17 protein-coding genes are annotated in these 21046 nt (G+C 52.2%); 10 read left to right on the top strand and 7 right to left on the bottom strand.

From position 1 onward, the window contains the following. Positions 1 to 28 precede the first annotated feature (28 nt). The 5 genes from OCX61_RS10345 (at position 29) to OCX61_RS10325 (ending at position 4414) form a co-directional block, all read left to right on the top strand. Positions 29 to 859 carry a transporter substrate-binding domain-containing protein gene (locus OCX61_RS10345; protein ID WP_261943701.1) on the top strand — a complete coding sequence of 277 codons (831 nt, stop codon included), beginning with the start codon at positions 29 to 31 and terminating at the stop codon, positions 857 to 859. Between the two features lie 51 nt (positions 860 to 910). Next, positions 911 to 1561 (top strand): 5-oxoprolinase subunit PxpB, encoded by a 651-nt coding sequence (pxpB, locus tag OCX61_RS10340; protein ID WP_261943700.1) that lies wholly within the window; start codon positions 911 to 913, stop codon positions 1559 to 1561. Further along, the gene (locus OCX61_RS10335; RefSeq protein WP_261943699.1) at positions 1558 to 2550 is read left to right on the top strand and encodes a 5-oxoprolinase subunit C family protein; all 993 of its coding nucleotides are present in this window, start codon (positions 1558 to 1560) and stop codon (positions 2548 to 2550) included. Before pxpB ends, OCX61_RS10335 begins: the two co-directional genes overlap by 4 nt. Next, entirely contained in the window at positions 2540 to 3304 is a 765-nt protein-coding gene (locus tag OCX61_RS10330) for a LamB/YcsF family protein (RefSeq protein WP_186598559.1), read from the top strand. The genes OCX61_RS10335 and OCX61_RS10330 overlap by 11 nt, the downstream gene beginning before the upstream one ends. 168 nt (positions 3305 to 3472) lie before the next feature. Further along, complete coding sequence (locus OCX61_RS10325) at positions 3473 to 4414, top strand: LysR family transcriptional regulator (protein ID WP_261943698.1); 942 nt, start codon at positions 3473 to 3475, stop codon at positions 4412 to 4414. Positions 4415 to 4431: 17 nt separating this feature from the next. Here the strand turns inward: OCX61_RS10325 and OCX61_RS10320 are convergent, their stop codons facing one another. Genes OCX61_RS10320 through OCX61_RS10310 form a run of 3 tightly spaced genes read right to left on the bottom strand, consistent with a single transcriptional unit; the run spans position 4432 to position 6678 of the window. Further along, the gene (locus OCX61_RS10320; RefSeq protein ID WP_261943697.1) at positions 4432 to 4851 is read right to left on the bottom strand and encodes an acetyl-CoA carboxylase biotin carboxyl carrier protein; all 420 of its coding nucleotides are present in this window, start codon (positions 4849 to 4851) and stop codon (positions 4432 to 4434) included. A 3-nt stretch (positions 4852 to 4854) separates the two neighbouring features. Further along, positions 4855 to 6210: an acetyl-CoA carboxylase biotin carboxylase subunit gene (gene accC, locus OCX61_RS10315; protein ID WP_261944293.1), complete on the bottom strand. Its 1356-nt coding sequence runs from the start codon at positions 6208 to 6210 to the stop codon at positions 4855 to 4857. Positions 6211 to 6216: 6 nt separating this feature from the next. Further along, positions 6217 to 6678: an acetyl-CoA carboxylase biotin carboxyl carrier protein gene (locus tag OCX61_RS10310; RefSeq protein WP_261943696.1), complete on the bottom strand. Its 462-nt coding sequence runs from the start codon at positions 6676 to 6678 to the stop codon at positions 6217 to 6219. Positions 6679 to 7634: 956 nt separating this feature from the next. On the opposite strand from OCX61_RS10310, the gene OCX61_RS10305 reads away from it, so the two are divergent. After that, positions 7635 to 8591 (top strand): GlxA family transcriptional regulator, encoded by a 957-nt coding sequence (locus OCX61_RS10305; RefSeq protein ID WP_261943695.1) that lies wholly within the window; start codon positions 7635 to 7637, stop codon positions 8589 to 8591. Positions 8592 to 8634: 43 nt separating this feature from the next. Here OCX61_RS10305 and OCX61_RS10300 read toward each other — a convergent pair whose 3' ends face one another. Next, entirely contained in the window at positions 8635 to 10257 is a 1623-nt protein-coding gene (locus OCX61_RS10300) for a methyl-accepting chemotaxis protein (RefSeq protein WP_261943694.1), read from the bottom strand. A 1103-nt stretch (positions 10258 to 11360) separates the two neighbouring features. On the opposite strand from OCX61_RS10300, the gene OCX61_RS10295 reads away from it, so the two are divergent. From OCX61_RS10295 to OCX61_RS10285, 3 genes are read left to right on the top strand one after another with little or no spacing between them, the layout of a single operon-like run. After that, positions 11361 to 12674 carry an MFS transporter gene (locus OCX61_RS10295; protein WP_261943693.1) on the top strand — a complete coding sequence of 438 codons (1314 nt, stop codon included), beginning with the start codon at positions 11361 to 11363 and terminating at the stop codon, positions 12672 to 12674. 10 nt (positions 12675 to 12684) lie between these two features. Continuing rightward, on the top strand, positions 12685 to 13680 hold the full coding sequence (locus OCX61_RS10290) for an amidohydrolase family protein (protein ID WP_027907293.1): 996 nt from the start codon (positions 12685 to 12687) through the stop codon (positions 13678 to 13680). A 55-nt stretch (positions 13681 to 13735) separates the two neighbouring features. Beyond that, entirely contained in the window at positions 13736 to 14515 is a 780-nt protein-coding gene (locus OCX61_RS10285; RefSeq protein ID WP_261943692.1) for an IclR family transcriptional regulator, read from the top strand. A gap of 1115 nt (positions 14516 to 15630) precedes the next feature. Here OCX61_RS10285 and OCX61_RS10280 read toward each other — a convergent pair. The 3 genes from OCX61_RS10280 to OCX61_RS10270 form a co-directional block, all read right to left on the bottom strand. Beyond that, positions 15631 to 16821, bottom strand: coding sequence for a D-alanyl-D-alanine carboxypeptidase family protein (locus OCX61_RS10280; protein WP_522731681.1), 1191 nt, complete (start codon positions 16819 to 16821; stop codon positions 15631 to 15633). Between the two features lie 85 nt (positions 16822 to 16906). After that, positions 16907 to 18307, bottom strand: a complete 1401-nt coding sequence (locus tag OCX61_RS10275) for a sensor histidine kinase (protein ID WP_261943691.1) — start codon at positions 18305 to 18307, stop codon at positions 16907 to 16909. After that, positions 18285 to 18962: a response regulator transcription factor gene (locus tag OCX61_RS10270; protein ID WP_261943690.1), complete on the bottom strand. Its 678-nt coding sequence runs from the start codon at positions 18960 to 18962 to the stop codon at positions 18285 to 18287. Before OCX61_RS10270 ends, OCX61_RS10275 begins: the two co-directional genes overlap by 23 nt. Before the next feature lie 126 nt (positions 18963 to 19088). Between OCX61_RS10270 and OCX61_RS10265 the strand changes: the two genes are divergently transcribed. Continuing rightward, the gene (locus OCX61_RS10265) at positions 19089 to 19922 is read left to right on the top strand and encodes a molybdate ABC transporter substrate-binding protein (RefSeq protein ID WP_261943689.1); all 834 of its coding nucleotides are present in this window, start codon (positions 19089 to 19091) and stop codon (positions 19920 to 19922) included. Positions 19923 to 21046: the final 1124 nt, after the last annotated feature.

The following is a 21046-nucleotide window of genomic DNA, read 5'->3' as shown; positions in this document are numbered from 1 at the left end:
CACAACCCATAGCGAGGCGGATTTAGATATGCGTACATTATTTATTGGTTTGAGTGCAGCCGCAAGCCTTGCATCAATGAGCGTTCAAGCGGATCAACTTGCAGACATCCAGAGCCGTAAGTCTCTGACCTGTGCGGTCCAGTCGAGCACTCCGCCTTTCGGATTCATTGATCCGCAAACCCGTAACCCCAGTGGTCACGATGTCGACCTTTGCCGTGCCATCGCTGAAAAAATTGGCGTAAAAGCCATAATTAAACCGGTAGCCACTGAAGCTCGAGTTGCTGAGCTGATCTCCGGCAAAGTGGATTTAGCTGTCGCAAACCTGGCGTATACCAGTGTGCGGGCCAAGCAGATCCAATTCAGCCATGCTTACTATATCACCAGCGAAGTTATCGTAACGCCTGAGGAGCGCAAACACCTCACCATTGCAGACTTCAGAGGGCTGAAGCTGGCGACGCCAACAGGCTCCACTTCAGAAAGTGCGGCCAAGAGCAACTCAATATCAACGATCGCGTTTCACGATACTGCGTCCTCCTACCTATCCGTGATGCAGAATAAAGCAGCAGGTTTCGTAACTTCAAACATTACGGCCAAATACTACGTCCATAAATCTCAGGATTCAGATAAGAAACTGGCCATCATCAAACAGCCGCTGGCAATAGAGCCAATCGGCGTAGGCATTCGCAAAGACCAACCCCAGCTTACCGACGAGGTGAATAAAGCACTCATCGCCTTGGAAGATGAGGGCACCCTAACATCCATCTGGAATCATTGGGTCGGACCCACAACCTATTATGGCCTTGAACGAAAAGACAAAGTTACTCCATTAGAAGACATTGCCATCAACCCTGACATTTAGTCCTCATAGCATCCCTCGCATGTTCACGGGGGCGTCGGAGACACATGATTCATGACCTTCACTCCAAGACTTAGCCTCTTAGGTGAGTCAGCTCTACTACTGGAAGTTCCCGGCCCTATGTCTCTGGAAACTCAAAGAAAGATCTGGGGATTGCACGAGATTGCTGTCGACTGGCCTGGTATTCGAGAAGTCCTGCAAGGGATGAACAACCTGTTGTTTGTTCATGATCCGCTCACCTTTGACTTTCTTGCGTTTAGCGAACGGGTCACTCGAGCGTGGACAAATCACGACATCAGGCATCGAGAACACCATTGCCTAAAGGAAATGCCAGTTTCCTACGGCGGCCCGGACCTTCTCTACGTTGCTGAGCGCACTGGTTTGTCCCCTGTAGAGGTGGCGGAACTCCACGCCAGCGCCACCTACACGGTTTTCGCTCTCGGCAGTTCCCCCGGTTTCGCCTATCTCGCCGGCATCCCCGAGCAGCTCATAATTCCAAGGCGCAAAGAGCCATTACTAGACGCGCCAGCCCTATCCGTAATGATCGCAGGAGAACAGACCGGGGTCCGTGCTGCTGCTGGACCGACAGGCTGGTATTCGATAGGCGTCCCCCTGACGCCAGTATTTGATGTCCATCAAACCCCACCCTCGTACTTTTTGCCTGGCGACACTGTCCGCTTTGTAATCGATAAGGTAATCACATGATCCAGATCCAGCGCGCAGCGCCCTTGGCAACAGTCCAAGACTTGGGGCGCAGTGGATATCGCCAGTATGGCGTCGGCCAAGCAGGTGCAATGGACCCTGTCGCAATCCAGCTCGGCAATGCCCTGGTCGGTAATGAAGCGGGGGCAGCAGCCATCGAACTGTGCATGGCCCCTTTGACGATCAAGTTTCAACAGACCGCAAGTTTCTGCCTCACCGGCGCGCATGTTGCCGCACGACTGAATGACACTGTCATCCTCCCGTGGACCTGTTACTGCGCAACGGCTGGGCAGATATTGAACCTGTCAGCCATAGCGCACGGAGCGCGATCCTACCTCTGCATTTCGGGAGGCATCGACGTGCCGTCCGTACTTGGGTCCAGAAGCACGCAGAACCGAGGTTCGCTGGGCGGTTTTGAAGGTCGCTATTTGCGTGAGGGCGATCAACTCCAGATTGGCTTATGCACCGACAGTCAAAATGCACCCTTCGGTATTCGCGCGCCAAGGGAGTATCTGACTGATATGGCCGCATGCCCGGTTCATGTAGTGGCAGCTGGGGATGCAGAGCTCTTCACCGACGAAAGCGTCTGCCGGTTTTACCAATCGTCCTGGACGATCTCTAACCAGAGTAACAGGATGGGTTTTCGTCTCAACGGCGATCCACTGATTTTCAAGCAGCCAGTCGAAATGAAATCCCATGGAATCATTCCGGGTGTGATTCAAGTTCCACCAAATGGCTTGCCGGTTGTACAAATGGCCGACGCCAATGTTACCGGCGGCTACCCTAAGATTGGCGCTGTGATAAGGGCTGACCTTTGGCGCCTGGCTCAGATGCCCATCGGTACCAAGATCCGCTTCGCACCAATCGACTACACCGACGCCCTCGAAATGGAGCGTGCGCTGCAAGAGCGAATCTCTAGTACTCAAAAGAACATCGAATTCGCCCGGCGCTACATATCCCGGACTCAGCCAGGACATACCCATGCAAATTGACTTGAACTGCGATATGGGGGAAGGCTTTGGGCCATACTCAATGGGCGACGATGAAGGACTGCTGCGTATCGTTTCCTCCGCAAACATCGCTTGTGGTTTCCATGCCGGCGATCCTTTGATCATGACGCGCACCGTCGCACTAGCAGCTAAAAATGGGGTCGATATTGGGGCCCATCCCGGCTTCCATGACCTTAGGCATTTTGGACGTCGACAACTGCCGCTTGAACCATCCGAACTGCGGAGTGAGCTGCTCTACCAACTGGGCGCCCTCTCGGCGATCACCAGGGATGCAGGGCATAAGCTTACCCATCTGAGCTTCCATGGTGCGCTCGGCAATAGACTTTTCCGAGACGAAGAGCTCGCCGACATTCTTGTCAAGACTGTCCACAGGTTTGATTCAGAACTGATATTTCCTGTAGTGCCCAACGGCGCAGTTGCCCGTGCGGCTATGCGATACGGCATGCGAACACATAACAAATTTTTCTCTGATAGGGCTTACGGTGATGACGGCATGCTAGTCCCCCGAGGCAATCCCGGGGCAACGATCAAAGATCCCGAGGAGGCGGCACGACGGGTAACGCAGCTACTAGACTCTGGCACCGTGACAACGATCACAGGTAACTCTATACGGATCAACGCTTCGGTCATCATGGTGCACGGCGATGGCCCGAACGCAGTCGAAATTGCACAAAAGCTTCGCGTTCTTATTGAGAATGGTGGCGGTGTAATCACCCCATTGTCTGCCATGCGCTAGAAACCACTGTAAAGCCGGCAGCGCAAGGCTGGCGGCATTTCAAGCTATATCTGCCTCGGCTTGAAGCAACTGCATGCTAGGATTGAGCGACGCCTAAAGGGCACCATTGTCCAACCTGAGCCGACCTAGCGATGTTCTCGTTAACATCGCGGACTCGAGGAGTAGCCGTTGATCACATTCAAACAAATCGAAGCCATCTATTGGGTCGCTCGTCTCGGCAGTTTCGAGGCAGCTGCCGACTTTCTCAACACGACACAATCTGCAGTCTCCAAACGTGTGCAGGATCTGGAGTCCCGCTACGGCCAACCCTTGTTTGACCGCAGCCGGCGCAGTTCTCAACTGACCCCCCTGGGCGAGCAGATTGTCAGTCTGGCGCTGCCCTTACTCGATCAGCGCGATGCGATTCTGCAACGCTTAGAAAGCCCGGCAACCTTGCGGCGGAAGCTGCGTCTAGGCGTGACCGAGTTGACCGCCCTCACCTGGCTACCCGATTTGGTTCGAGGAATAAAGGCGACCTACCCACTTGTGGAGATCATTCCTGTAGTCGACCTCAGTGTGACATTGCACGACCGTCTGCAAAGCAACTCCATTGATCTGATCATTGTGCCCGACATTTTTGACGACAATCGCTACACGACGCAGCCGTTGGGAAAAGTGGAAAATGTTTGGATGTGTGCGCCAAGTCTGGCAGGAGAGCAGAAGCATTTTACCTTGGATGAACTCACCGGACGCATGCTGATCGTTCAGGGCGTGCTTTCGGGGATGGGCAAGGCTTACGGACAGTGGTTCAAGGCACAGGGCGCGGACCTATCACGTTCCATAGTCTGCAGCAATCTACTAGCGCAAATCGGACTCGCGGTGTCGGGCTTGGCAACCGCGTACCTGCCAAAACACTGCCTTGGCGCCCTGCAGGATAGAAGGCTTCTGGTTGCCTTGGAGGTCACGCCGCCATTACCCAGAGTTCAGTACGTGGCCATTCACCGTAGTCCGGCGACGGACATTTTCATGGAGGGGATCGTCCACATCGCACAGCAGTCCTGCGACTTCACAAAATTCATCATTCAGGACACGCTCGACGAAGTTGAGCCTAATGCCGGTGGCGCGCCCTGAATTCTTAATATAAACAATCAACTTGAAACTTCGCCGTCCTTTGCTTGTATAGCAAGCAGTGGCGTCCCATATTCGACCAATTGACCATCCTCCACCAAGTAGCCTTGCGCCACCCCACATGCCCCTGAAACGACAGGTAGCGACAATTCACCCACCTCAATGATTCCGATTGGATCGCCAACCACTACCAACCGCTCATCAGCGATCATAGGGTCGGCACCCCGCGGGGGTCGCCGGTAAAAATGCCCACAGAATGATGAGGCCACAATCTCTACTGTCGGGGGAGCGATGGCCAGTGCTGGTGGGAGCTCAACAGAAGATAAATTGTGCACCGCACGATGCATCCGTACTTCAACGGTGCTGCCGGTGAGGTTCAGCTCGGAGAGTTCGGCTTCCCTCATCCAATCAGCCAGCTGGCGCAGCTCTTCAATTTGCATATATCAGCTCCTTCCTTGCTTGAGCTTCAGCCAAGCTTCTAGGTGATGGATATCAACGGCGCCATTCTTGAATGCACTATCCTCGAGAATCTGCAGGTGCAGCGGCAAGTTGGTAGAAACACCTTCGACATGAAACTGAGCGAGCGCGGTCCGCATTCGTACCAAAGCCTGATCTCGCGTGGCCCCGTGCGTGATGACCTTGGCAATCATGGAATCGTAATACGCGGGTATCTTGTAGCCCGCTCTTACATGCGTATCGACGCGCACGCCAATTCCACCTGGTAGATCCCACCGTGTTACTGTCCCAGCGTTCGGGATGAACGTCTCAGCACACTCTGCGTTAATACGGCACTCGAGCGCATGCCCTAGCGAGCGAACATCGCTCTGCTGGATCGACAAACGCTCTCCTAAGGCGACTCGCAGTTGCTGCTCAACGATATCGATTCCGGTTGTCATCTCGGTCACGGGATGCTCTACCTGCAGACGCGTGTTCATCTCTATGAAGTAGAACTCGCCGTCCTCGTAAAGAAACTCAAACGTGCCAACCCCGTGATAACCGATGTGCATGCAAGCCTCTACACATCGCACCCCGACACGCTCCATCAGTCCAGCATCAATGCCAGGGGCAGGCGCCTCTTCCAGCACCTTCTGATGTCGCCGTTGCAATGAGCAGTCACGGCTTCCTAGCCAGATGCCATTTCCATGTTGATCGCACAGTACCTGGATTTCGACATGCCGAGGTTGGCCGAGAAATTTCTCCATATACAGCTCAGGATTGCCAAACGCTCGACGTGCCTCCTCGCGTGTGACGTTCACCGCTTGAATCAACTCACTGTGTTGTGTCACCACGCGCATGCCACGTCCACCACCTCCTCCAGCAGCTTTAATAATGACCGGATAACCAATCTCGGCAGCGATCTTTAAAACTTCCTGCTTGTCATCGGGCAAGGCTCCCAGGGGACCTGGCACACAAGGTACTCCCGCGTCCCGCATCGCTTGCTTAGCCGCGACCTTGTCTCCCATACGTCTGATGCAGTCGGCGCTCGGGCCAATAAAGGTCAAACCGGCATCGGTCACCGCCTGACTGAACTCACCATTCTCTGAAAGAAAGCCGTAGCCAGGATGGATCGCCTGAGCACCAGAAGCCAATGCGGCACATAGGACGGCCGTCTTGTCGAGATAGCTTTGTCCTGGAGCTGCTGGGCCGATGCACACCGCCCTGTCTGCGTATTCTAAGTAAGCAGCGCCTGCATCTCCTTGGGAATACACCATCACGGTCTTCAATCCTAGATGCTCACAGGCCCGTTGTATTCGGACGGCAATTTCGCCCCGATTGGCGATTAGAACAGTGTCAAACATGGGCATTCAGACCTCCGTAAGCTTGAAGAGCACTTGTCCACTATCAACCTCGTCTCCTGAACGAGCACAGACCACCTCAACGATGCCACCCTTCTCCGCTCGCACCGTATGGAACATCTTCATCGCTTCAATGATGCATAGTGCCTGGCCTGCCTGAACTTCACTTCCCAGGGTCACGAATTCAGGCTCCTCGGGTGAAGGTGTCAGATGCAAAACACCGAATAGCGGTGAGCGAACTTCTCGCGCCAGCGGCCCAGCGCCGGGATCTTCTTGGACACGTCGCACAGTTTCTCGACTAGATGACGGTTCTTGCGCAGATGAATGTGGCTCGGCGTGGTCACACACGGCGAGCGCCGAGCGGACGTATCGCTTCAGGTGAAGTGTGCTTCCGCCTTCACGGAACGAAAGATCGGTCAGATCGGATGCCTTGACCAGGTCGATGAATTCTTTAATACGTTGCGGATCCATTCAGTTGCCCTATACGCATGGGTTGCGGATATGGGCAACTGTATCTGGAAGGTTTTGGCTCGCGCCAAGAGCGATTCTATGTAGAACCATAAGATATACTTATGGACACAGAAAAATCGATGGTTTCCTAACCTCTCCGTCCCCGAATCCAGCAGAGAGGCACAGGCTCAGTGCATTTTTGGAGAGGGTCGCTCGAACACTACATAGCCATTGCCCGGCATGCACGAGATTAACGCCAACATCATCACATGAGAGTCGTCGGCCTTACTCAAATCGTTCCAACTCCCAATATAATGAAAGCTTATGACCCCAATCAGGCAATTGCATTTTGGAGGTAAGATCGATATCTTCATGCGACAGGGGATGGACAAACTGAAAGAGCTTTCGATATAGACGACCAGAGAAGAAGTCGCGAATGAATTCCCACAAAGTAAATTAAGCTTGAGATCCGTGCCAGCAATTGGTGCACGGAGTTAACGAACGCCCCAATTTACAGCCGATATTGGCGAGCACGCTCAATGTTTGAAAAAAATTGGACATCGAGAGGTTAGAACCTCGGCAATGTCCCCAACAGGGCATAGCCAGGCCACTAAGCGATGAAAGGTGATAAGCAATGGATAGATAGAACAAGGTTCTACTTCAACAAATATCTGTTAGCAGATCTAATCATACGCCGCCATTCAGAAGAACTAACCTTCCCATCAAGCGCCAGCATTGATGCAATACGTATCGCCTCAGCATACTGTTCCTCAGATAGGCACCGCGAATCAAGATAAACTTTGCGCCACTGTCGAATTGCTTGGTTTTTCCTTTTCACATCATGTCTCGCACTCGACAACTCGTATAAGGCCTTGCAGCACCCATGAAAGCGCATGCTTGATTCACGCATGACTATATTTCACACTACCTTGCCAGAGTAGTGTGAATCGTGATTTTTTTTAGGTGAAATAGGCAGCATGCATACTACAATACTAGTTACAGATCTATGCTCATTCACTTCAGCGCATTTAGCCCTAGACTTCCTAGAAGCAGCTAACCTTATAGCAAGCCAGACCACACGCAAATTCACCATAACTATAGCGTCTCTAAACGGCAAACCAGTATATAACTCTAGTGGGCGAGAATTAAAAACCGATGCAGCGCTAAAAGACATAAAACATACTGACATTGTACTCATTCCAGGCTATGTTTTCAGTCTAACTGAAGCACAGCCCAGCTTTAATCAATATAGCGAATGGTTGAAAACGCAGCATGCGCAAGGCGCATTTCTGGCATCTATGTGTACATCTGCTTTCATGCTCGCAGAAGCAGGCCTGCTTAATGAAATTGAGGCCACAACTCACTGGGCATTTTTATCAAAACTGAAGAGAAATTATCCCGGGGTGTGCATTAACGAAGGGCGCATGGTATACGAACACAATCGAATTGCCACTTCCGCAGGCGCAAATGCCGCAGTAGATTTATTACTACATATAGTAAGAAAGTTTATGTCCTTAGAAGTCGCCTTGCGCTGCAGTGAGTATTTTTACGCTCACCCACCAAAAGCTCAACAATCTGAACATCCTTTTTGGGCTCTACCAAAACAGCATGGTGACCGCGCAATACTGCAAATACAGGATTGGATGGAAGCTAATCTAGCTCGGAAAATAGTTATTGCAGAAATTTGCCAGAAATTTGGATTTGGCGAAAGAAATTTCAAGCGCAGATTCTTGGATGCAACAGGCTTCCCTCCCCTCTCCTATCTTCAACTACTTCGAATTGAAGAAGCCAAACGACTATTGGAAATGACGGAAGCGAGTATAGATGCAATAATTAATAAAATTGGCTATGAAGACAGCAACTCCTTCCGCCGCCTGTTCGTGCAACGGGTAGGATTGTCGCCGGCAAAATATCGAAAAAAATTCCGCCAATAACCCTAACGTCACCGCCTAATGAGGCGGTGACGTTAAAAGCTAACTAAATATTAAACCTTCTTACTATGCCGTTTAGATCGACAGCTAAACGTGAAAGCTCTTGGCTGGCAGAGCTCGTTTGATCCGCCCCCGCAGACGTTTGCAGAGAAAGATCTTTAATATTTAGCAAGTTACGATCCACTTCACGCGCGACGTTTGCTTGCTCTTCAGACGCGCTGGCTATCACAAGATTCCGCTCGTTTATCGACGAAATAGCCTGCGCTATTTCATCGAGTGCAGCCCCAGCAGCACGTGCGACCTCTAAAGTATGATCCACACGATCCCGACTTGACCGCATCGAAGCGACAGCAGTTGTTGCACCCTCCTGAATCGTATTAATCATTTGTTCAATTTCTTGTGTAGACTGTTGTGTACGGTGCGCTAACGCTCGAACTTCATCTGCAACGACAGCAAAGCCCCTCCCTTGCTCTCCCGCTCGAGCTGCTTCAATTGCCGCATTCAAAGCCAGGAGATTCGTCTGCTCTGCGATGGCGCGAATTACCGACAAAACTTGACCGATGTCACGAACATTATTTGCGAGCTCCTCTACTTTAACCGAAGTTCCGCCCATTTCTCCTACAAGCTGGGCAATAGACGTTACCGTATGTTCTACCCGATCTCGTCCGCTCCGCGCTGTTTGATTAGCCTTGACCGATGCGTCTGAAGTTGATAAGGCATTATGTGCTACCTCCTCAACGGCACTTGTCATTTCATTAACAGCAGTAGCGGCCAGCTCGATTTCTGCGTTCTGTTGATGCAATCCTCTAGTCGAATCTTCGGTTACTGCATGAAGCTCTTCAGAAGCAGAAGCGAGTTGGGTCGATGAATTAGCGATTTGCTCGATAGTTTCACGCAAATTACTCCGCATATCTGACAGCGACTTAAGCAATTGCGCAGGCTCGTCGCACCCTTGAATATCAAAGCTATAGGTCAGATCTCCAGAGGCAACAATTTTCGACGCTTCGATCGCTTGAGAGAGAGGCACCGTTATGGTTCGTGTAAATGTCAATGCCAACACCAATGTAAGTACTATTGCAATGCCAACCATACCTAGAATGAACTGAACAGCGTTAGCGAATGTCTCATCACTTGCTATAGATGAGGCATTTGCGGACTTACTATTAAATTCTGCCAATTTCATTAGGGCGTCAGCTAAAATTTCCGCGTTGGTCCCAAGTCTCTCTTCTATTATTTCCCTAGCCGCACCTATCTTACCGGATTGAACTAACGAGATAGCTTTCTCCGAATCCTCCAAGTAGTTATCTTTAGCTATTTTGTAAGAGTGAAAAAGCTTCTCCTCTTCTGGGGAGGCAATCATCTCCTTATACATCAACTCGGAATTCGCAAGTGCACTTACTGCCCTGTTCAAACTTTCAAGAGTGCTGTCTCGGTATGTACCTTCTACCACCGCGTATCGTAAGGTCATCGAGCGCACCCTCGAACTTGCCGCGGTCATGTCATTAACCGCCATGATTGCAGGCAACCATTTTCCGTCGATTTCTTCACTTCGATCATCCATTTGATTCATCTGATAGAGGGCTACAGCACCTAGAACTAGAAGAAGCCCCGCCAGCAATGAAAAAGACAGCGCAGACCTTCGACCGACACCCAAGTTTCTCAACCACATAACCCACCCCCATCGATTAGTATATTGCACTGTTCTGACAGGCCGAAGCAAAGCATGCCGCCGTCACTTTTATCTTCGCCCTTTAGCCTCTGCGATATGATACAAACATAACCCACTTGCGACTATGCTTGACCAGATCAACGCACACAAGGACAGACAGTATATTTATCTCTTCAATGATATTGGCATCCTTTCAGCCACGAATACCAAACGAAACACTTTAATGAATTTTTATTTGACTCCATTATAAATGGTGCGCGAAGCTGCTTCTAGTGCACACCTGCATCCTTAAGGCCATAATCACATGCGAAAAATGACTTTTTTTTAGTCAATAGTGAAATGTGATTAACGCGTCTACACATGACCAAGACTGTGCCCTTCGCAAAATTGGTTTTCCCGACCAAATCGCTAGGTGCCGTCGAATCATAAATAAGTGAACTTTCACAAAGCGACTTGAAAATTTCTAACCATTTACACCACCTTAATTTCAGGCTCAACAATGCAATAGCATTTAGATTTACGTCTACCTCACTAGGCTACTGGCTTGAATTAATAATATTTCTAGTAAGAAATACGGGTATCTAGTCATTTATTACTTAGGCATGACCGCCACTAACCTACGGTACCTCCTACCAACCGGAGCATATTTTGTGTATTCAATGTCAGACGCCTGACAAAATGCGAAGTTTCTGCCCCAACAACGCTTGAACGGATTGATAGTTTCCGTAGGACTGTACAAAACCCAGAAAACCAGGTACCGCCTGTCAAACGCTGAGATTTTTTGAGTCACCGCCATCGATGCCCCCTAGGCCGCGCCGTCTTGGTCTGACGCCTAAAAAACCCCTTACTCAGCGATGTCTACAAGGCACAAATACGCTTCCTCCACTCCTGGCGGGTCAAGCGGGTGACATCATCTGCGCCCATCGCATGTGCTGAACGGCTCCCATCTCCGTTCGTCAGGACGGAACCCTCCCTCCAGTTACCCCTAGCTGAACACTGCTCATTTCACTTGCAAAGTGAAAAGCTACGATCCTAGTATTTGTAACGCATGACGATATTGTGTATCGCCAGACGTTACAAATACAAGCAAGGCGGAGAATTGGATGAAGAAGCTGGGATGGTATTCAGAGCTTAATAGCCGGGAGCGGCGGACCTATTGGGCGTGCTTCGGTGGGCTAGCACTTGACTCGATGGACTCGACAATTTTTGCGCTGGTGATGCCGGTTTTGATCGTCACCTTAGGTATCACCCAAGGTGAAGCGGGCATTCTTGGATCGGTTGCTTTAGTTGGCAGCGCGATCGGTGGATGGGGTGCCGGAATGCTGGCTGACCGCTACGGGCGCGTACGCCTGTTGCAAACTACAGTGCTGTGGGTCGCATTCTCCACGCTGATGGCCGGTGCTTGCTCCGAGTTCTGGCAATTCTTCATCGTTCGAGCACTGCAAGGGATCGGCTACGGGGGGGAAGCAGCGGTCGGTGCCGTACTGATCAGTGAAACGGTAGTGCCCAGACTTCGTGGCCGAGTCGCCGCATCGGTACAGAGTGGCTATGCCGTGGGATATGGCGTATCGGTAATGGCGATGCCGCTTATCTTCGCCTTAGCGCCCGAACACCTGGCATGGCGTTTTTTCTTCGCGATCGGCGTGCTGCCTGCGCTATTCGTCTGGATCATTCGTCGCTTGGTGGTCGAATCCGACGTATTCCAGGAATCGCGAAAGACCGTCTCCGTAAGGCAGGACGCACCCGACTTCAGGGCCATTTTCCGTGGTCCCCTGTTACGCGTGACCGTGACCAGCACGCTGCTCGCCAGCGGTGTCCTGGGCGGTGCGTATGTCATGATCACCTGGTTACCGACCTATCTTCGAATGTCGCTTGGCTTGCCCATGGCATCCACTGCCGGGTACCTCGCCGTAAACATCCTAGGTTCTCTGGCAGGCCCCTTCATCTATGGCCTGCTTAGCGACCGCGTAGGTCGTGGAAAATGCTTTATGTTGTTTCTGCTTCTGCAAGCCATAAATGTGTCCGTCTACATTTTCTACCCACTCAACCCTTCCGTGACGCTGACTCTTGGATTCCTGTTGGGGCTGCTACAAGCCGGTTTGGCGTCGGGGTTGACGCCTACATTTGCCGAGCTCTATCCAACAGCCATCAGAGCCAGCGGAGCAGGCTTCTGCACAAGCTTCGGTCGTGGGATTGGTTCAATCGTCCCAGCCCTGGTCGGAATTCTGTCCACCAACATGCCGTTAGGTTCGGCCATGGGCTTATGCGCCATCTGCGCCTACGCCGTAGGTTTCATTGCCGCTTCGATCTTGCCAGATGCAACGGGGGTCGACATGGCGAGCCAGGCCAACGCTAACGATCTGGGTACAGGCACAAAAAGCAATCCAAATTCCGCCTCCGAACAACCAAACCACTAAGGGGTATTACATGATCATTGATATCCATGCGCATTACACTCAGGCTCCCTCGAAGCTGGATGCTTACCGCGGCCAGCAGATTACCCGACGTAACCGGCCAACTAAGGGAAAGTTGAGCTTTAGCGATGAGGAGGTCACAGCGTCTCTGTTACCAAATATTCGCCAGATGCGTGAACGCGGCATCGATCACTTGATGTTTTCACCACGCGCTTCGGGGATGGGCCACGACTTCGGGGATGAGCTGATCAGCCGTTACTGGACTGAAGTGAACAATGACCTGATTGCCCAAGTGTGTGGCTTGTTTCCAGAGCAATTCTCACCTGTGTGCCAGCTACCCCAGACACCAGGCGTCAGCCCCGTAAACTGCCTCGAAGAACTGGAACGCTGCGTCAACGAGCTGGGATTTGTTGGCTGCAACATCAACCCGGATGTATCGGGCAGTGTAGAACCTTTCACGCCCGGATTAGGCAGCGAGTGGTGGTACCCGCTGTGGGAGAAGATGGTAGAGTTGGACGTACCAGGTATGATCCACGCCAGCTCTACCCTCAACCCGGCGCTTGATGTCAATGGCTGCCATTACGTGAACATGGACACCGCAGCAGTAGTTGAACTGTGTCGCTCCCGCGTGTTTCAGGACTTCCCCACCCTGAAGCTGATCATCCCTCACGGAGGTGGTTCGGTTCCTTATCAGTTCAGCCGGCACAGGGCGTTGAACATTAATTGGGGTGCGCTCCCATTCGAAGAACAGATCCGCCACCTGTATTTCGATCTAGCCATCTATGATCAAGACTCCATGGAAATGCTGATTCGTCGCGTGGGCGCAGATCGAGTGCTCTATTCAAGCGAGATGTTCGGCACGGCTAAGTGCTGCAACGTCCATACTGGCAAGCCTTTCGATGACACCTTGGCGCTGGTACGTGGCATCGACTGGCTTAGCGACCAAGATCGGGATCTGATCTTGGGTGGCAATGCCAAGCGTGTGTTTAGCCGAGTGGAAATTGGGTGACGTAGCTTCGGGGTGGTCGCATACTGTGCGGCCACTTTCTACTTGAAGAGTACGTATGAGCGAAGATACGGTTCGAGCTGTGGCGCGCGCCCTCTCGATACTTCAAACCTTCAAAAGTGACGACAAGGCCCTCACCCTTTCGGAAATCGCTCGACGGGCAGAACTGAACAAGATGACTGCCATGCGTCTGCTTGCGACCCTCGAGCAGGCGCGGTTCGTTGATCGCCTTCCTTCAGGCGGCTATCGGCTCGGTGGCGCCGTAATCGGTCTTGCACATGTGTATAACTCAGCGCTGAACCTGGAAGAATACGTACAACCCAGCCTTGAACGACTTGCTTTCCAAAGCGGGGAGAGTGCTGCGTTTTATAGGCGGGAAGCCGACCATCGGGTATGCCTATTCCGAGTAGACTCGCAGCATCGCGTTCGGGCTCAAACCCAGGTTGGCGACCGGGTTCCGCTGCCTCGCGGTGCCTTTGGCAGGGTACTAACCCGCTACGAGGACGACACCGTAACTGAGTCTGCCGGCGTCATCATCACCTTCGCTGATAACGATCCGGATCTGGCTACGGTAGCGGCTCCCGTTTTTGGCCACGGACCGAGACTGTTGGGCGCAATCGGAGTGTCAGTCCCGATCTACCGAGCCTCAGCTGACGGCATTCAGAAACTTGTCACAAATGTCATTGAGGAAGCGATTATACTTACAAATCAATTAGGGGGGGATTCAAAAATTCTCAGAAGTAACCACCTCGATGGCTTTGTCTTCATTCGCTGCGGCGAAGAGATGCAAGGTGATTTGAGGACACTGGTGGGAACACAGGGCATGCTGGAGCACTAGTTCTAATAACTTGGCTAGCTAGAAACGCAAGGTGATTAGATGCTTTTGTTGCGTGCCAGAGGTAAGCCATCAGTGTAATGATGAAACAAGAGTACTTGTACAATCATCCAATTTTAAGCAATGGTTGGTTTACATTTGCTCATACAGGCAAGCTGCCTGTTAATGAGGCGTTGCAACCAATTACACTAAGGCGGTCACCAGCCCTCTACCTGGATCATCCCATGCAAGCAGACGCAGTGCACGCGATGAAGAGATACCATGAGTCGCAAACCTCAGGGGCTCCCGCAGAAGAGATCGAGCGATTGCGCCAAATCGCAGTATCACAATTTTATGCAGTCCGCGAGTATCAGTTAAGAGCATTAGGCTGCAATTCGCGAACAATCCACTGAGCTGAGACGATCGCCAATCTGATCGCAGAAACGCATGAACATGTAAAGACTGGATGTACCTAGCATACTCTCCCCAGCCCGGATGGAGGGTCTTGGGAGGGTTATGAGATCGGGGTGTCGATCGAGCAGCTGTAGACCTACCTCGCTGACGTGTTCATAACGCAAGATCGCTAAATGCTGCATGGGCTTCGATGCAGCGGAAGATAGATTGAAGATCGCCTCCCCGACAGAGGCCATCAGCACCGGACTGCGCCGCTAATTGCGGCAGGACGAAGTGGCGAAACTGCACCGCAACAGGTCCGCTGTGGAGCAGCGGCCGGCACCACAGACGCCACACTCCGTTTAGTTACGGTGCGCTGAGATATCCGCGCCGATCAAGCCCGCGAAGCGCGCCGGCCTCGCTCCACGACGCTAAGCTGAAAAGATTGCGCACATGCCCCACCGAGGCACAGATGCTTCAGGACTGCCGCACTAAGCTGACGGCTACTATTACTGCGGTCATACTTGCTGTTGGCCAAAAAAAGCCATGAGCCGTCACCGCAGCGCAGGCCGTGGGTGGATTAGCGGTGAACTTCTGAGTTGAATAGATCGATATCCATGACAGCCCTGCTTAGTCGACGCGGTCATGATCTACTCCGCAGCCGGCAACTAGCCGTTATTCTGAGTTCGCAGCCAGGTCGAGTCGATCACCGCTACCTCGAAGATCAGCTCTAAGAAGGGGATTGCTCAGGTCGTCGAGGACTGAGCATCGAAGGCATCCTTGCATAGGTTTTGGATAAACAACTTCACCGTATCCCACGCTCGCCACCACCACGGCCCAGCGGCCTCCGTTTCAAGGGCAACCAAGGGTCGCGTAACCAGCGCGTGATCACCCTCCAGTAGGGTCAACTTGCCTACGATATCGCCCTTGGTGACTGGCGCCACGATAGGCTCTTCGAACTGCATCCTAGTCTGGACGTGACGAAATCCATTTTTTGGAAGGGTCAGGCTGAGATTGTCCAGAACGCCTACTGGCAGGGTATGCTCCTCACCTTTCCAGAGCTGTGGACGGGCCAGTTCATGAGCCGCCTTTGCGTAGGTACGGGTTTCAGAGAACCTATAACCATAGGTCAGCAATTTCTGAGTATCGGCTGCGCGATTCTCCATCGAACTGGACCCGAGCACAGCGGTGATCAGCCGGCGTCCGTTTCGAATGGCCGATGTGACCATGCAGAAGCCAGCTGCCTCGGTATGCCCGGTTTTGAGGCCATCGACTGACTTGTCGCGCCATAGCAATAGGTTGCGGTTCGGCTGTCGTATGCCGTTCCAAGTCAGATACTTTTCCTTATATAGTGCATAGTAGTCTGACTCATCGTTGATGATGGCCCTCGCGAGCGTTGCCATATCCATTGCTGAGGAATAATGCTCAGGGTCTGGAAGGCCGGTCGGGTTCATGAAGTGGGTGTTCTGCAGCCCCAACCGCTTCGCAGTAACATTCATCATGCCAGCGAAGACATCCTCGCTACCGGCAATATGTTCAGCGAGCGCGACACTGGCATCATTGCCCGAATCAATCACGATCCCCCGCAGCAGATCATGCACTGAGACGTTGCTCCGGGGATCGAGAAACATACGCGATCCTTGAGTGCGCCAGGCATGCTCGCTCACAACGACCCTATCGTCAGGCTTCAGCCTTCCACCTTGTATCTCAGTGGTGGCAAGATAAACAGTCATCAGCTTCGTTAAGCTGGCGGGTGGTAAGCGCTTCTGAGGCTCATGACTGGTGATCACATCCCCGCTCGCTGCATCCATAAGCACCCAGGATTTTGCGGATAGTTGTGGTGGAGAAGGAATTGGCATGGAGGGTGCCGTCGCAGCAAATGCTGTATTCAAGGTAATGCACGAAATAATCGCGAGGCGCAAAATCAGATCAGTCACAAACTTAAGGCCTTGGTTCAGCGTGGAGGGCCCAAACTTAGGTCAGGGGATCAAGGCCCTCAAATTAAGTGGCGTTAAGAAATGTTTAGGCTGAGCCCTCCTGCACCTGTTGGAGTGGACAAATCAGGATGATTCGTGCTCCACACCCCCCCGGTCCCGCATCGATTTCCAGACAAAAACGGTGCAAATCGGCAACCGCAGCCACAAGCGAAAGTCCCAAACCGCTTCCTGGCTGCTGTCTTGTCCCGTCGCCACGATAAAGTCTGCGGGTCACGCGCTTGCGATCACTCTCTGGGATACCTGGGCCGTTATCCGTAACCTCAATGTTCACACTATTCTCGCCAAGCAGGCAGGTTAAATGAATGATACCTCCGGGCGGTGTGAACTTGATGGCGTTGTCAATCAAATTCACCAACGCCTCGAAGAGCAATGATTCGTCGCCTAGCAGCGATGGGCAGTCCCCGTTCACCTCCAGCACGAGTTGCTGGCTTTTCTCCTGAGCTAGCGGCTCATAGAACTCGTGTGCCTGAGCCAGTAGCACCTCGGGGTGGAAGTGCACAAAAGCCGAGCGACGGCGCGTGTCTTCAAGCTCAGCAATGCGCAAAAGCCCCTGGAAGCGTGACATGATCGAGTCGCTTTCTTCCAACGCCATGCTCAGGCTCTCGGCATCAACAGGCTCCAAGGGCAGCTTCTGAAGTTGATAAAGCCGAGTGTGTAGCCTCGTAAGGGGCGTTCGCAGATCATGAGCAATTCCATCGCACACGCCTTTGACTTCGAGCATCAATTGCTCGATGCGCTCCAGCATCATGTTTACCGCATTGGCGAGCATATCTAATTCGTCTCGCCTGGTTGAGAGTGGCAGGCGCTCCCCCAGGTTTCCCGAAACGATGCTTTCCGTTGTGCGTTGTAATCGTTCAACCCGGCGGATTGGCCGCCGGCGGAGTAGGCTCCAACCTATCAGGCCTGGTACAAGCGTCAACGATAACCCCCAGAAAAAGGCTTGGCCAATGATCCCTCCGACAGCCATGATCGATCCACCGTCACGCGATAGCACCAAGATCCTGCCGTCTGGGCGATTAACTCGCAGCGCGTAGCTGCTCCGGTTCTCCTCATGCAGCAGGGGAATATGTAACCCCCGTTCCAGGTAATGCACCCGGCCATCATCGGGGAGGTTGGCGCGCAATTTTCGAAGATTACCAGTCAGATGACGGCCGTCGGCCTCGAACAAGCCGTAGGCATCAAGACCTGGTGTTGAATAACTCTCACCTTCAGCCAGCTCTGAGATCAGCGCCTCGTCACTGACTTTCTGGTAATAATGAGCGCGCTGCATCAGGGTGCGCTCGGCCACGGAGCCAAGGTAGCGCGAAATTTCCCAATACAACACACCAGTGAACATTGCCCCCCAGGCGACAAAAAATAAAGCGTACAAGCCGATCAGTCGGCTTCCGCTTGAACGCCAGCGATCAGTTTTTTTCGACAAGAACATATCCCGACCCGCGTATCGTCTGAATCACAGGAGCCTCTGGTTCAGCAATCTTTTTTCTGAGGCGTGCCAAATGGACATCAATGATGTTTGTCCCAGGGTCGAAGTGATAGCCCCAGACCTCCTGGAACAGCATGGTACGTGTAACCAGCTTTCCCGCATTACGAATTAGATAAGTCAATAGCTTGAACTCGGTTGGCAACAGTGGAATCGCGGCTCCTTTTAGCGTCGCCGTTTGAGTAATCAAGTTCACCTGTAAACCATCGAAACTGATGCAGTGATTCGTTTCACCGAACGCTTTATCACGCAACAACACTTCTAGGCGAGCGATCATTTCCACCATTGAAAATGGTTTCGTGAGGTAATCGTCCCCACCTGAGCGCAATCCTCGCACTCGCTCGTCCACATCAGACAAGGCGCTGATCATAAGCACCGGTGTCTGAATAGCCAGTTGGCGAAGCGTACTGACGATCGTTAGCCCATCAAAACCCGGCAGCATGCGGTCAAGGGTGATCACGTCGTGCTTTTCAGCGATGGCCTGCGTCAAGCCATCTCGCCCATTGTTGGCCCATTCGGTGCTGAATCCATGGGCCTCCAATTCAGTAATGATGGCATTCGCGGTGACCTCGTCGTCCTCAATTACCAATGCACGACTCATTTTTAACCTCCTGACATAAGGGCTTCTAGTCTAAGGGCAATGAGCGTGCGAACTGATGCCTGAGAGCCGGATATGAAGATTTCTTAATGCGACGTAAGGTGAAGGCAAGCGAAGAACAGCCTTAGCGTGACTGCTTTTCCGGAAAAATCTATGGCTGTTTTGCGCCCCATTTTCATTGCGCTAATGCTTGGTGGCATGCTATCTGCCACTCTTGCCTGTCATGCCAGTGTCAAACTCAACCGGAGTCGCATAACGCTGACGGTCTTGAGTTCCAGCGGATTTGCACAAACGTTGAAGATGGTTGCGCCGAAGTATGAAAAGGCAAGCGGTGTACACCTTGATGTCCAGTTCATCAGCTCCAGCCAACTGAAGCCTGCTGTCAACGCCGTGCATCCTCTACCGGCAGATGTGGTACTGACCGAACGCTCTATCATGGACCGCTTGCTCTATCTGAATCAGATCGAAAAATCGACGCGCATCGATCTGGCGCGTTCGTTCATCGCAATGGCAGTGCGTGAAGGTGCACCACTGCCGGACATTTCGACAGTACCTAGGTTACGTGAAACACTATTGCAGGCGAAGTCGATGGCATCCTCAGACAGCCCGAGTGGACGCTACCTTGCGCATTGGCTATTTCAAACATTGCATCTCTGCAACGATTTCTCGCTCAAAAGCAAAACCTTCAGTCATCAACGCGTGGCCGATGTGATCGCACGAGGCACGGCTCAAATCGGTCTGGAGCAGTTGAGCAAGCTGAAGTCGCTACCCGGAATTTCCATTGTCGGATTGATACCTGATGAAATTCAGAAAATGGTTATATACTCCGGAGCAGTCGTGAGAGGCAGCGCACATACAACTGAAGCGAATGCTGTTCTTGAGTACCTGCTTTCATCCAACGTCCATAAAGCTTTCAAACAAGGTGGCCTTGAACCACTGCACCAAGAGGGACAGCTACCTTGATCCTGCCTATCATTTTGGCGGTCAGTGTGGAGCATGGTTCCATAACACGTTTACAGGTGTTCCCCCGAGCCTACCCACGTGTTGGCCTTGGTCCGATCCGACATCACTGCTTTGTAGCGTGCAGGGAATGGTGGCTTCGACAATCGTAAGGCCGGCCGTTCAGGCCGGCGGAACCGCAGTCTGGCAGAGCCCAAGAAGACCAGCGGCTACTTGGCTTGATCAAGCATGTTTGGCTGGAGAGTGGAGGTGTACGCGGCTATCGAAATTTCACCTGCGAGAGCTGGGCGGAATCGGCTCAGGCGCTTGATGCTTGGAAATTTCCAGGGTTCCTTGGTAAGGACGCTCCAGCAACCGCGCCGATGTTGACAATGCGCAATCTTGGCGTGGTCTCACCACCGCTGCTTTTTTTATTAACTGCCCGCATAAAATTATCACAATCGGTATACGTCCAAGATTTTTCATCAGTTACGAATGCCGCCTACGTTCGGTTTGATCGTTTTCTACATACCATAGACTGCGAAGTAGTTGAGCCTTGCAAAATTATAGAGGTAAAAAGATGCGCATTCAGAACGTGTCCCTGAGTAGTCAAACTCAGGGGCTTGTTTTTTGGTATTGCTATCGTACCGTCCTCAAGGCTATCGACGAACGCTACGACGTACGCGGCTCTACTTTGGCAGAGCTGGTGAGGTCGTGCTTAGAGAATCGAGGTAGGCCCTCGCCTTCACAGCGTGCCTATTACAATCGTCACATGCAGCAAGAGGCGCTGGCGTTCCTCGAGTGTTTTACAGAACGCTTATTGTTCGGCCCAGATGGCAGGCTTTCGCTCCATGAGTACCGTTACTTGGTGAAACTCTCATCAAACTCGGATGAAGCCTAGCTCCAATATCTAGCGAAATAAGTGAGACCGGAACTTATAGAGCAATTTACCGAGACGACGAACAAGGACCTGGAGTCTAGATCATCAAAGTAGCAAGGGAGATATTGGATTTACAGCTAAAGGCTGCTCAGCACACATACTGAGCCAACAACCCGTAACGTGCAGCCCCGTTCTTAAACGGTCTCATGACTGGCAAACAGACCCAGCAGCCAACGCCATTAATGTGTTAATGGCGCACATCCCGTTA

Source organism: Pseudomonas sp. LRP2-20 (assembly GCF_024349685.1).
In the GTDB taxonomy this organism is placed as follows: Bacteria; Pseudomonadota; Gammaproteobacteria; order Pseudomonadales; family Pseudomonadaceae; genus Aquipseudomonas.
This window is presented reverse-complemented; position numbering and strand designations above follow the sequence as displayed.

Coding starts and splice junctions, on each gene's coding strand:
- OCX61_RS10270 (WP_261943690.1), bottom strand. CDS start 18,962: ATGAGTCGTGCATTGGTAATTGAGGACGACGAGGTCACCGCGAATGCC.
- OCX61_RS10345 (WP_261943701.1), top strand. CDS start 29: ATGCGTACATTATTTATTGGTTTGAGTGCAGCCGCAAGCCTTGCATCA.
- accC (WP_261944293.1), bottom strand. CDS start 6,210: ATGTTTGACACTGTTCTAATCGCCAATCGGGGCGAAATTGCCGTCCGA.
- OCX61_RS10295 (WP_261943693.1), top strand. CDS start 11,361: ATGAAGAAGCTGGGATGGTATTCAGAGCTTAATAGCCGGGAGCGGCGG.
- OCX61_RS10330 (WP_186598559.1), top strand. CDS start 2,540: ATGCAAATTGACTTGAACTGCGATATGGGGGAAGGCTTTGGGCCATAC.
- OCX61_RS10335 (WP_261943699.1), top strand. CDS start 1,558: ATGATCCAGATCCAGCGCGCAGCGCCCTTGGCAACAGTCCAAGACTTG.
- OCX61_RS10300 (WP_261943694.1), bottom strand. CDS start 10,257: ATGTGGTTGAGAAACTTGGGTGTCGGTCGAAGGTCTGCGCTGTCTTTT.
- OCX61_RS10285 (WP_261943692.1), top strand. CDS start 13,736: ATGAGCGAAGATACGGTTCGAGCTGTGGCGCGCGCCCTCTCGATACTT.
- OCX61_RS10275 (WP_261943691.1), bottom strand. CDS start 18,307: ATGTTCTTGTCGAAAAAAACTGATCGCTGGCGTTCAAGCGGAAGCCGA.
- OCX61_RS10305 (WP_261943695.1), top strand. CDS start 7,635: ATGCATACTACAATACTAGTTACAGATCTATGCTCATTCACTTCAGCG.
- pxpB (WP_261943700.1), top strand. CDS start 911: ATGACCTTCACTCCAAGACTTAGCCTCTTAGGTGAGTCAGCTCTACTA.
- OCX61_RS10320 (WP_261943697.1), bottom strand. CDS start 4,851: ATGCAAATTGAAGAGCTGCGCCAGCTGGCTGATTGGATGAGGGAAGCC.
- OCX61_RS10310 (WP_261943696.1), bottom strand. CDS start 6,678: ATGGATCCGCAACGTATTAAAGAATTCATCGACCTGGTCAAGGCATCC.
- OCX61_RS10290 (WP_027907293.1), top strand. CDS start 12,685: ATGATCATTGATATCCATGCGCATTACACTCAGGCTCCCTCGAAGCTG.